9 protein-coding genes are annotated in these 12,612 nt (G+C 52.0%); 2 read left to right on the top strand and 7 right to left on the bottom strand.

Annotated elements, in window-relative coordinates; translation table 11 throughout:
- Positions 1–25 precede the first annotated feature (25 nt).
- The 4 genes from EPA93_RS28150 to aroC form a co-directional block, all read right to left on the bottom strand.
- A complete protein-coding gene (locus tag EPA93_RS28150) occupies positions 26–634 on the bottom strand; it encodes a biotin transporter BioY (protein ID WP_129890705.1) in 609 nt (202 codons plus the stop codon).
- Between the two features lie 179 nt (positions 635–813).
- Positions 814–1,467, bottom strand: coding sequence for an SOS response-associated peptidase (locus tag EPA93_RS28145; protein WP_129890704.1), 654 nt, complete (start codon positions 1,465–1,467; stop codon positions 814–816).
- Between the two features lie 500 nt (positions 1,468–1,967).
- Complete coding sequence (locus tag EPA93_RS28140; protein WP_129890703.1) at positions 1,968–3,572, bottom strand: peptidoglycan D,D-transpeptidase FtsI family protein; 1,605 nt, start codon at positions 3,570–3,572, stop codon at positions 1,968–1,970.
- A 167-nt stretch (positions 3,573–3,739) separates the two neighbouring features.
- Entirely contained in the window at positions 3,740–4,891 is a 1,152-nt protein-coding gene (gene aroC / locus EPA93_RS28135) for a chorismate synthase (protein ID WP_129890702.1), read from the bottom strand.
- 696 nt (positions 4,892–5,587) lie between these two features.
- Between aroC and EPA93_RS28130 the strand changes: the two genes are divergently transcribed.
- Positions 5,588–6,937: a helix-turn-helix transcriptional regulator gene (locus tag EPA93_RS28130; RefSeq protein ID WP_129890701.1), complete on the top strand. Its 1,350-nt coding sequence runs from the start codon at positions 5,588–5,590 to the stop codon at positions 6,935–6,937.
- A 1-nt stretch (position 6,938) separates the two neighbouring features.
- Positions 6,939–7,469, top strand: coding sequence for a cyclic pyranopterin monophosphate synthase MoaC (gene moaC, locus EPA93_RS28125; RefSeq protein WP_129890700.1), 531 nt, complete (start codon positions 6,939–6,941; stop codon positions 7,467–7,469).
- A gap of 80 nt (positions 7,470–7,549) precedes the next feature.
- Here the strand turns inward: moaC and EPA93_RS28120 are convergent, their stop codons facing one another.
- The 3 genes from EPA93_RS28120 to EPA93_RS28110 form a co-directional block, all read right to left on the bottom strand.
- Entirely contained in the window at positions 7,550–8,602 is a 1,053-nt protein-coding gene (locus EPA93_RS28120) for a hypothetical protein (RefSeq protein ID WP_129890699.1), read from the bottom strand.
- A 168-nt stretch (positions 8,603–8,770) separates the two neighbouring features.
- Entirely contained in the window at positions 8,771–9,682 is a 912-nt protein-coding gene (locus tag EPA93_RS28115; RefSeq protein ID WP_129890698.1) for a hypothetical protein, read from the bottom strand.
- 494 nt (positions 9,683–10,176) lie between these two features.
- Positions 10,177–11,559 carry a helix-turn-helix domain-containing protein gene (locus EPA93_RS28110; protein ID WP_129890697.1) on the bottom strand — a complete coding sequence of 461 codons (1,383 nt, stop codon included), beginning with the start codon at positions 11,557–11,559 and terminating at the stop codon, positions 10,177–10,179.
- Positions 11,560–12,612: the final 1,053 nt, after the last annotated feature.

Genomic DNA, 12,612 nt, shown 5'->3' with positions numbered 1-12,612 from the left:
CGCCCGAACGCTTGAGCAGCAAAACCTATCTTTCGGCCCGCACGCGCCGCATGATTGACCAGGCTGTGGGGAGCAGAGCAACCGCGATCACTAGCTTGAGCACATCACCCACAATGAAGGGGAGAATGCCCTGTAGGAAAGCCTGCGCCAGGTTAAGATGGAAGAGAAACATCAGCCAGCCTGCGCCCAGCGCATAGATGATCACAGATCCTGGGAGCATGGCCAGGACAGAGGTCAGGAAGCTTTGCTCCAGGCCGCGCTCGCAGAGCCAACCAACCACAAAGGCCGCCACGACAAAGCCCAGCAGATAGCCGCCGGTCGCTCCTGTCATATAGGCAAAGCCGCCCTTGCCACCGGCAAATATCGGCAGATTAAGAAATCCATAGCCCAGATACATCAGCATCGCCAGCGCGCCGCGCTTGCTGCCCAGTGCTGCCCCAACCAGCAAGACGGCCAGGGTCTCGCCAGTAATCGGCACCGGAGTAAAGGGCAGTTGTATAGAGATCTGTGCGGAGGCCGCCACTAGCAGACTGCCACCAATCACAAGAAGAGCATCTTGCAGCAGATTCGCGCTACGAGATGCCCTGGCCGGAATTACATGATCGATAAGTGTAGATCCCGGGGAAATAGCCATAGAATCGCTCTCCTTTACTGAATAGGTAAGACTATATATTGCAATTATACAGCAAAGGATGGGGTCAAAGCCTGCCTCCCAGAGCAAATTCAGCAAACCTGCTTGCAGAGGTAGGCCTGCTGAGGCGGGACGAGGCCGCGTTTAATTCCTTGTCTTGACTTCATTTGCTGATAGCGCATTTAAGCAATGAGCTCAGCGCTATCGTAGCGCGGATTGTTAACCTGGCGCGAGACGGGCCGGGCTTCCATGGCATCCGTGGAAAATGGTTTGAGCAAGTTCAGCAAAAATGGCTCGTCGTGCTCATCGGTATTGAGCCAATCCTGCTGCGCCTCGCCCGTGAGAATGGCCGGCATGCGATTATGGATTGTGGACATAAGCTCGTTGGGCTCGGTGGTAATGATGGTACAGGAGCGCACGATCTCATTGTCGGGGCTCTTCCATACATCCCACAATCCGGCAAAGGCGAACAGTTCCTTGTCCTTCATTGTGATATACATCGGCGTCTTGGTCTTGCCTTCCTGCTTCCATTCGTAGAAGCCATCGGCAACGACAAGGCAGCGCCGTCCGCGCAGGAGCCGCTTAAAGCTTGGCTTCTCGGCCAGCGTCTCGGCCCGCGCGTTAATCATGCGGGAGCCGATGCTCTCATCTTTTGCCCAGCTCGGGATCAGCCCCCAGCGCAACCAATCGAGATGGGTATCGCCGTCGCGCAGGACAGAGACGATATTCTGGGTCGGGGCTACATTGTAGCGCGGTTGCGTCTGCAGAGAGGGCGCGACGTTAAAGGCTTTGGCAATCGCGTTGATATCAGTTGTAAGGGTGAAACGGCCACACATAAGAGATTCCTCCTCACTATCTTGCGGAGTATAGCTAAACTTGCTTTAAGTCTTCAAATAGATCATATTTTACTATTCTCTTTTACTACGTATGAAGCGGAAAGGGGGATGGAAGCAGGACCAAGACAGGGCTTATTTGCTAGCGCCGGGAGATGGGAGGGGGAGATTGGGGACGCGTCCCCAAACCTCGGCTGCGGGCGTACCCTTAGCGACTACGTATGAAGCGGAAAGTGGATGGAAACAGGACCTCTACAAGGCTCAGAAAGCTAGCGCCGGGAGATGGGAGGGGGAGATTGGGGACGCGTCCCCAAACCTCGGCTGCGGGCGCACCCTTAGCAGCTACGGATAAAATGGAAAGGGGGATGGAAACAGGACCATAGCAAGATTGGTGGGTAGACTATCAGCTAGCGGGAAGGAAATTGAGTGAGGAGATAGGAAGAGAGCAATGGAGATAAGAAGGGGCGCGCCGGATAGATAAGCTTGGCGCGCCCCAACTCTTGTTAGCAGCCAAGCTGCAATAACTGCTCGCTGCAGCAATAGCGAGGATTGATTGGCTCCGGCTGCTGGAGCTTCATCACGTTTGTGAAGATATCGTTATACATCGCCGAGATCATCGGGCCTGTGCTGGCACCGCCATCGCCACCATGCTCTTTCATCGCCACGATAGTTAGCGCCGGCAATTGATCGGGCTGCGTGACCGAATAGGGGGCGGCAGTAATCAGCCAGGCTTGCGCCGGTTGTCCCCCGCCGATCTCGCCTGTACCGGTCTTGCCGATAATGCCCCAGGGAGAAGCCGCCAGCGTAACCCTGGCTGGCAGGCCCGAGCCGCAGTGCGCCACGCCATACATTGCTCTGCGTGCGTCAGTTGCCGCCTGGTTGCTCACTTGCTGCGAACCCAGTGGCTGAGGCTTGGTAACCATCTCGGGAGTTTTGTTTTGATCGGTAATTTTTGATATGATCGTCGGCTGCATGAGCTGCCCATTGTTGGCAATAATATTCTGAATAAGCGACATCTGCAGCGGCGTGATCAGATCTACACCTTGCCCGAACGAATTATCAGCAAGCGTATTGACATCTAGCTGACCATCCTTAGTCACAGTGCTTGTCTGCACAGGCAGATCGAAAGGAAGCTTCTGGCCCACGTAGAAGCGCTTATTATACTCAAGCCAGGTATCCACGCCCGTATTGACTCCCAACTGCGCAAAGATCACATTATCGGAATGGGCAAATCCATACTCCGTGTTAACAGGGAAGCGGACGGTATAGCCATCCAGGTTGTGGTCTGGGCCGACCATATGTTCACCTAGCTTGATAGGACCCTTGGCATGGAACTGATCAAACTGCTGATCTAGCGTCGTTGTGTGGGAATCGAGGGCCGCCAGTAGCGTCATCGCCTTGTAGGTCGAGCCGGGGACGTAAGCGGCCTGAAGCGGGCGCTCCAGCAAGGGCTGATTCTTATCACTTGCCAGTTGATTGTAATAATCAAGTTTGCCAGCGGCCACCGTCGAAACGAGCTTATTTGGATCATAGCCAGGCCGGCTGAGCATGGCCAGGATCTCGCCAGTGTGTGGATTGGTCACGACTACCGAACCGTTCTGGGTGGCAAAGGTGTTGACGTTATCGATTCCGGCGGGAAGCGGATCATCAAAATGCTGGTCGACGATACGCTGGATGCGCACATCGATGGTAAGATAGAGATCATCGCCAACCGGGGGACGATGGAGCAGCTGGTTAAGCGTGTTGTCAATCTGCGTCGCACCCCGGCGCCCACTCAGGTAATCGTCAAAGGCATTTTCAATACCGGTTGCAGGATAGAGCGGACTGATATAGTAGCCAATTAGGCCTGCTAGCGATGGCTCTGTGTAATGGCGCAGGTAGCCACATACGCCGGGCGCAGGCTTTGACTCCGCTAAGAGTACTCCATTGCGATCAAAGATGCGTCCACGCACTGGCGCCACGTTATTGAGGCAGCGGCGGCCATTGTGCGGGTTGGCCGCCACTTGCGGACCCGCCACAACCTGCCAGTACACTATTCCACCACTCAGCGCCATAAATAGCGCCATGAACAATAGAGATAGCTTGCGGATACTGGAACTTATATCCATCTCAAAACTTCCTTGCGGTGTAATATATCTACAAGAGAATGTAGCATTGACGCTCATCATTGGCAAGTATCCTCAACGGAGACTGCCCAGTTAGTCCTATATATTTGTAGGTATATGTATGAAAAGCATATATGAGCTGCAAGAGAAGTGTAAGCAGCTCATGGCCATCAAGCTCGGAAATGCTTTTGCATCTCTTCCATACTATCGCCGCCAAATTTCTCGATGAGCGCCTCGGTTAGCACGATGTTCATCATCGCTTCACCCACCACGCCGGCCGCCGGCACCACGCAGACGTCGCTACGCTCATAGCGGCTCTGCTCGATATTCTCGCCGCTGGCAAGATCCACCGAAGGCAAAGGATGGGCCAGAGTAGGAATAGGCTTGACTCCCACGCGTACGACGATCGGCTCGCCATTGGTAATGCCGCCCTCGATGCCGCCAGCGTTATTAGTTAGATGGAACCAGCTCCCATCCTCAGCGTGGCGCAAGACATCGTGCACATGCGAACCGGTTGCCCGCGTAGCGCCAAAGCCTGCCCCGATCTCCATAGCCTTCACCGAAGGAATGCTCATCATCGCCATGCCCAGGCGCGTGCTTAAGCGGCGGTCCCACTGGCTATAGCTACCCAAACCAATTGGCGCCCCGAAGGCCACCACTTCAAAAACGCCGCCGCAGGTATCCCCCGTGCGCTTGGCTTCCAGGATGCGTGCAATCATCTTCTCGGTCAAGGCCTCATCGGCACAGCGCATCGGCGAAGCCTCGACAGCTTCCCACATCTCCTCAGGGTACGCAGCTGGCGTCATCGCGCGTTCCTCCTCGTAGCCTACCTCGACCACCGAAAGCACATGGCTATGCACGCTGATGCCAAACTGCCCTAAGAACTGGCGGCAGAGACCACCCACCGCCACGCGGGATGCCGTCTCGCGCGAGCTGGAACGCTCAATCACATTGCGTACATCTTTATGCCCATATTTGATGGCCCCCGTAAAATCAGCATGCCCGGGCCGAATGCGCGAGACAGCTTCTATCTCCGCCTCAACCGGCTCTGCACTCATACGCTCCTCCCAGTTCACCCAGTCCCGGTTCTCGATTTGCAGCGTAATCGGTGAGCCAAGCGTCTTGCCATGGCGCACCCCTGAGAGAAAGCTGATAGCATCCTTCTCAATCTTCATGCGCCCACCGCGTCCGTAGCCGCCCTGCCGGCGCCGCAAATCGGCATCAATTATATCTTTCTCCACAGTTAATCCGGCCGGCAAACCTTCCACTATCATTGTCAGGCATGGTCCATGTGACTCGCCTGCAGTTAGAAAACGAAACATATAGCATCGACTCCCAGATGATTTCAGCCTGTTTCAAACAACAATTTGTTAACGAACCTGTCTTATTAAAGCAGGATTGCCAAGGGGGCACCTCAATCTTTCCTCTCTTCTCCACTGAAGGCGGCACATCAATGAGCATGAGCAAGCCCTTCCCTTATTCGCTCAATTATACCCGAAGCTGGGCAAGATGTGGAGGACTCTACTAGTATTTTCTGTCTCTGTGAAAATACCTATTAATAGGGAGTGCAGTAATAGCTGTCACCTCTCTTATCCCAGGGCACCAGTTTTTTTTAGCTCTAGCTGACAATTTTTTACACAGAAGATACAATGTATCATTGCTCCCTTAGTGCCCATGCAAGCGCGCCACTGGCCTTGATTTCCCCTTTGCAGCAGCGAATTATGCACTAGAAATCAAAGCTCCAAGCGATTTGTAAAAAACCGTATGATAGCTTTAATACACCATACTTGCTTTTTTATCTCCCACTTTGTCTGCGATCATTCTATCATGCGATCTCATCCTGGGGCAGCAACTACCATCAGAACTTTACTTGTACACAAGCAAAACTGTATAAGTATCTCTCTAACTTCTATATCGCTAACATATTGACACAAAACATAAGTGTAATTTACAATACATTTGAACATTACTTTTTTATTTATTGACTCTTATGCTCATTACACTTTCTAGGAGGAGCCATGTCCCCTGAACCATTGCCAAGCAAAATTGGAAAATCTGTGGGGGAAAAACTACGTGCTGCTCGTATTGCTCAGCACTATACCCAGAGCCAGCTTGCCGCTCCCGATTTTTCTGTAAGCTATATATCGGCAATCGAACGCGGCCAGATTCACCCCTCATTGCGTGCCTTAGAGATTCTAGCTGGACGGCTCGGGCTCTCGTCTACCCAACTACTCCCGAATCGAGCCCAGGCAGAAGACCGCCTCAACTCTGCCTTGAACGCGCCTGAGCGCGAAGATGATGAGATGGAAATCACGCTCTTAGAGGCCGATATTTTTATCAGGCAGGGATTAGCCGCGCAAGCTATCACCCAATTAAGCAAATTATCGACAAAACGTTTAAAACGTCAACAACAACTTCAACATCGCTATCTGCTTGGTTGGGCCTATCTTAAAGCTGCGCGTTTTCAGGAGGGCGAGTACACGCTCTCCGAGGCCTTACAGCTGGCTAAGGACTTAAACGCATCATACCTGCACCTGCGCATACTCAATCTACAAGCCCTTACCTATGCGGCTATGCGCAATTATACCCAGGCCATTTTATCCCATCAGCGTTGCCTTAATCTGCTAGAAAATGTAGAACCGCGCGATCCATTCTTCACTGCAGAAGTGTATATGCATATGGGACAACACTATACCCATCTGGAAAACTTCGAGCAGGCCCAGCAAATGTTTAATACGGCTCTCTCTATCGTAGAAGAGCTAGCCGGTCCTCAAGCAATAGAAGCAGTCTACTGGAATATTTCTCAAAATTATGCAGATGCAAAAGAGTATGATCTTGCGTCGATGTATGCTTATAAGTGTTTGCAATTGCATACCCAGTTAGATCTTACGCATATAAGAAGTCAACTCCATCACTATCTCGGCCATGCTATGATGAAGGGAGACCGCGAAGAGGCGCGTGCCTATCTCAATACGGCTCTCCAGCAAGAGAGCGTCGAGCGCGATCATCTGGCCCTGGCTAGCGTGAGCATTCATAACGCCGAGTGGTATCTGACCTGTGAGGCCCTTGACGAAGCCGAGAAAAATGCTCTGCAGGCTAACGAACTGGCGGCGCAGTTCGGCGATACGCTCATCGGTGCAGAGGCACACATCACTCTAGGGCGCATCCAGTATGCACACAAGCGCTACGAGGAGGGCGACAAGAATTTTGTTACCGGCCTGCATATGCTAGAGCGCCTGGGTCAGCACGAAGAACTAGCCGACGAGTCTGTACAGTACGCACAGCTCCTTGAGGAGTTGGGGAAAGAACACGAAGCTTTCACCTATTTCAGGCTCGCCTTCCAGAGTAAACAGAAGCAAAGAAGGTAAGATGACAGAGCATTCGCAATCCAACCAGCAGATAGAAGACAATAAGCCAGTCCAACTGACACATCTTGATGAAAGCGGCAACATTCATATGGTCGATGTGACACAGCGGCCCGAGACGGCGCGCGAGGCTATTGCAAAGGCACGCGTACGTATGTCTCCTGAGACAGTTCGCCTCATAGAGAACAACCAAGTCTCTAAGGGCAGCGTTCTGGAGGTTGCCAAAATCGCCGGGATCATGGCGGCCAAGCAAACCCCTCAGCTTATTCCTCTCTGCCATCCATTGCCGATGACTCACATCGACTTACGTTTCAGCCTGGATAGCAGCGCAGGGCTTATCTCTATCGAAGGGCGGACCAGGACAACCTATAAGACTGGCGTGGATGTCGAGGCGCTCACCGCAGTTACCGTGGCTGCCCTGACGATCTATGATATGTGCAAAGGAGTTGACACAACAATCACCCTCGAACAAGCCTATGTAGCCCAGAAGAGCGGCGGCAAGAGCGGCACCGTCGCCTTTCAGCCGACGTTATAGCGGTATGCGCGAGCTTTTCGGTTCCCTGCTCTCCTTCTTCAGGGCAGAGCACACGGGGAACCGAAGCCTATCTCATGGCCTCAATCGGCCTGCGCGTTGTCGCTATGCACTTCTAGCAGCAGGAACATCGCCTCTAACAGATTGCGCTCTTCTGGATCGCTCAGGCTCAGTTCGGTCTGGCCCAGAGGGACGGTAATCGCGCCAGAGGCATCGACAACGCTGGTGCTCCGGATCGCGCGTGGATTGCCCCCAATCCAGCGAATCGGCTCCAGCAGAGAACCCAGTGGTACTGAAACAAGGATGTGCTTGCCCCGCAAGGACGGCCCTAAGTCCTGCAAATGCAGCTCTAGCGTATCTTCGTACTGGCGGATATAGCCTTCAAGACCGCGAGCCTGCAAGACAATGATCGGCTGGATCGGCTGCGCGGCACGGGGAAAGGTATCGGCCCGGCGCACGACTTTTCTCCCACGCGTGCCAGCGCCGCTGAGAGCAGGTGTATAGGTATAGCTGCCCGGGTCCTCCTCCTTTGGAGAGGTAGGACCTTCGGCCAGCGTGGCAACGCGTACAAGATCGTGCAGGGCATAGCGCCGAATACTACTCTGTCCAATGTGGGCACTGACTTTCAAGGCCAGCTGTAGGAGCGCGCGCACAGTCGCATCTTCACTGCGCTGATCGCGGCGCGATTGTCTAAAGACCGCCTCGGCCTGGCTGATCAAGGTCTGGCAGAGGTGGCCCAGCATCCGTTGCGGAGTGGCGGCTAAGGTACGTGTGCCTTGACCCAGGATAGGCCGCGTTCCCTGGGGATAGAGAGCCGCCTGCATGGCATCATAGAGTTCGAGATAGGATTGGTGACATTCGCGGCAGCCGGCCAGGTGGTACAAAAGGGGCGCATAATGAAGCATTGCTTGCGCATCGTTTGATAGAAGCGCCATGATGAAATCTGGCATTTGCTGATAGAAGCGTACGTGATAGTCGCTGCCCATCAGGAGCTCCAGTTGATGCTCGCTCGGCTGAGCAAGGGGAGCTTTCTCAGAAACCGGCTCGGGCTCTTCAAGCAACTGCTGCAGCCACTGAGCTAGCCGGGTATACTTATTATCAGGCTCGGGAACCTTGAATTGCCTGGAATCATTCATTATTGCCTCCTGCGAATGGATTCAGAAACGCAGTTTTCCTCTGTAGCATATGTATCATCTCTTTTACGCACTGCGAGAACGATGGAACAATCACTCCTGCGAGCTAGCGCGAGGCAAGAAGACTTTGCGCAAGCCAGCAGGCGTAGACTGAATTGTCAATTGCTCCTGCTACTCTTCCTTATAATAGCGCGTCAGACGTCTGAGCTGAGCAGCCGAGAGCTGGACTACCGGCTCGCCCTGCCAGCTGAGTAGACCTTCAGCCGCCAGCTCTCGTAGACCTGTTTGCACTTCCTCAAGTGAGAGATCGTCCTGGGCCAGCGTCTGGATATCCACAACATACTCTTTTGTACCAGTAGATTGTGCCTTATACTCAGTCAAACGCAAAGCAATGATCACCGTCAAATTTGAGCTGCGTTGTTGCAGGCAATGGCGTAATTTCTTATGGGCATGATCTTTATGTTGGCTCAGATGTGGGCTTGGTTCAATACTAGAATTAGATGATAATGAGGATTGCAATTCTTCAATAACGTTGTGAAAAAGCTCATCCGCTCCTATATCTTGCAGTTCCTGCAACACTGCTCGCAACTGCTGGGGAGCCGCGCTAAGTCGGTGAATACAATGTATTAATAGATTACGTAATTCTTGTTGTGAAGCTAGATGTAATGTAATGGTTTCCGGGGCGGCAAAGGGTGTCTCGCCCCAGAGCGATTCGACGGCATCGTCAAGCGGGTCATCATCGCCATTGATACCCTCTGGCACCTCCAGCTCAGCCGCCGTTGCCACGAGCAGGCGGCGTTTGCGTAAGCGATCGATGGCCTTATTTCGCACAGTACGGCTCAGAAACGTATAGAATTGTGCATCGGTTAAGCGATCAAGAGCCGTGCTGGGAGTCTTATCGCCACCACCAAAGAGACCAAGCCGTACCAATTGCTCGACGACATGACCGATTACTGTATCCACTTCGAATGCATCGTATTTGAGCGAACCTAAGAAGCGTTGCGCATTTCTATGCAGATAGGCATACAGTAAAGGGTAGCTCTGTTCAGGACGATACCTCAAGTCTTGTGCAGTAAATGGCATGCGGGAAGATCCTCCGAAATGCCCATGGGCATGCAATAACCAGGTTATACATATTTCCTTATAAAGCCCGATAAGCCGCGTCACAGATCAGGAATAACCTATTCATTGTACCTGCAATCAATTTTGAGTGCAATAAAGACCTGTCTCTTGGCCCAGGCCATATAAAATTCCTGTTCTTGCTCCCTCATCCACCCAAAAAGAAGAGATGGAACGGGGTATAGTTCTCTTTCTAGAGAAGGTGCCCTCTTCGCTGGAGAGATATCTCTCGCCTATGACTGAAATGTATGCTCTTGATTGATTGGAGAGTAGAGCACTGATTTTCCTGGCGGGCAAGCTCATCTCTGCCATAGTGTACCACAAAGCGCAACACAGACAAAACATCACCCCTCCCAACACCATTTCACAACCTATAGATGTGAAGCTGGCATCAGGAGAGGTGATCGCCCATCCTCAATAGCTTCTTGGCGGTCCGGTAGTAGCCGGCGGTTATGCTCTTATTCGAGGTCTCCACGCTTACCCAGACGTTGATGCTCATAAGCCTTCTTGATTGCACTCAGGCTACGTTGGACCTCACCGCGCTCCTCAAGCAGATTGGCGAAGCGGAAATAAGCGCTTGCAGCAATCTCATGAGCTTGCGAAGCATCGAGCAACTCTAAAGCCCGGGTAAAGTACTGATCGGCGGCCGAGAAATCGCCTGTCTGGTGGCGGATTTGAGCCAGAGCGATGAGGGCTTGCCCCTGGGTCTGGGGGTCCTGACTGGATTCTGCGAAGCGTAGCGCTTCCTGGGCTTCGTGTTCCGCGTCCTGCGTCTGGCCCCGTTTGAGGAGCAGTTCGGCCAGGCCGGTATGACAGATGGAAGCCGAAATCTCGTCGTTGAGCTCCCGCTCGATAGCGATAGCCTTGCGGTACTCCTCTTCTGCACCATCAAGGTTATTCTGCTTCTCTAGGGCTTTGCCCAGGCGCTGATGGGTCAGGCCGACCAGGCGCTGCTCTTCCCTCATCTCGTAGATGGCCTGGCTGCGCATGGCATACTCGCGGGCCATGGCCAGCTTTCCGACCGATTTGTAATGTTGACTGATGTCCATATACTTGGCAGCAAAACTCTTGCTATCGCGGTTCATTGCGTCGAGCGTTTCCAGGGCCCGATGATAGAACGAGATAGATTTTTCGAGATCGCCCAGCCGGAAATAGTCATTTGCCAGATTGCTAAAGACATCTAGAGAGAAGACAGGATCAGTAATTTGTCCGCTATCAATCGCAGAATTACAATGTTGATGATGCTCTACTGCAAGGGTATAGTTATACAATAAGAAGTAAGCTTTACCTAAAAGATTGCGTGCGCGTTCTGCATATTCGCTGTCATTAAGAGCTTCTCCCTGCGAGACGGCCTGGCGCAGGTCAACCACAGCCTCCTGATGTTCGCCGGCACCTAAATGTACCTGTCCACATAGGAGATAGAGGCGATAGACTTGATCTGTAGTAATACGTTCTGGTTGAATAGGCGCGAGCAACTGCTCTGCTTGTTTGAAGGCGCCCTGTTGCACAAGCACGTTGGCTTGTAGCAGGTCGACATCGATACGGAGATCGGGACCAGAGTCGGCGGGCGAATAGCCAACCGCACGCGCCTCTGCGGCTCCGGCGGGTGACCCTTCAAGCAGGAATGTCAGGGGCACATCCAGGCGACGAGCCAGAATAGAGAGAGCCTTGAGCGAAGGTCGTATTTTCCCTCTCTCTATCGCAGAGATATAAGAAATGGAGAACTCTGGTGCAGCTAGTTGAGCTTGAGTCATTCCTAATTTAGTACGAACTTCGCGAATATTAGAGCCGACTCTCGCTGCAACCGCCTTTCCCACATTAGCAGTTTCGAGGGATGGCATGGAACGATTTCCTTTCAAAGAATAATACAATAAGCATTCAGGCCTGAATGCTTAAGCACACACTTACTGGAAATTATCTAACCATCTCCTTACCAATCGTATAATACTTTACTGATGTAACACTCTCAGTTTGTCTCCTGTCACAGGCGAGTGGTTACACAGGGACACGGACGCAAACGGAAGGAATTAGCTAGATAATGCTTCATATTCCGTAGTCTATCATACTCTTATGATTCTAGTCAATCGGAATTGTACTTTTTTCATAGTCTTATTATATAATCTTTCTCTCTGATACATCAGGTACACATGAAATATTTTTTGAGTAAAAAACCGAGAGGTTTTACATTCATATTGTTTGTGGCTCCTCTAAGTACATAAGGGGCTTACTTTTTTTCACAGCTTTGCAGTAGTAAAGTACATAATAAGCTATCTATGGAGTAAAAAACCCATGTGTATGAAACCATTTACTATTAGGACACGCGCTTTAGACTTAAAAGATACTTTGAGAGGGCCAGTTGACTGGATTATCCCTGATAGTACAGAAATGGCGCCTGGCCCTATGCAAACCTGCTTCCCTCAACTATAATACACATTTGTGTGGGAAGTTTGCTGCACTGCTGCATACACTTAAGATCAATCAGGCAAGACTATCCAATAGCTGAGCTGGAAAATTATGCAAAACACTTTCTAGCATGCATCCGATTGCCTCTGCAGACAAAGAGGCTATCCTTACGCTTGTATGGCTGCAGCTACAGGCGAAAGATAAGTAAATGATTCGCTTGCAGCTTGCTCTGTTTTACATTCAAAACAGCACTTAAAAACTTGCTGTTTATTGTGCTTATTTCAGGCAATTGGCAACTTTTGCCTGAGGGAAATACGCCTCTTACGTCGCGAGGCGGCAAGGGCAATCCTTTGCAAGAGCCTGGGAAGCCGAACTAGAGCGCAGGGGCGTTGCGCTCGGGTAAAGTGCGTGGCGCTCTGGCTGAGCGGACCCGGCTTCCCTCCTTCTCCTGAATGATTAGTGGACTGTCAAAGTTGACGTGATGGGTGAAC

This window comes from Ktedonosporobacter rubrisoli (assembly GCF_004208415.1).
GTDB lineage: Bacteria > Chloroflexota > Ktedonobacteria > Ktedonobacterales > Ktedonobacteraceae > Ktedonosporobacter > Ktedonosporobacter rubrisoli.
Note: the sequence above shows the minus strand (reverse complement) of the source record. Positions and strands in the feature narration are given on the sequence as shown.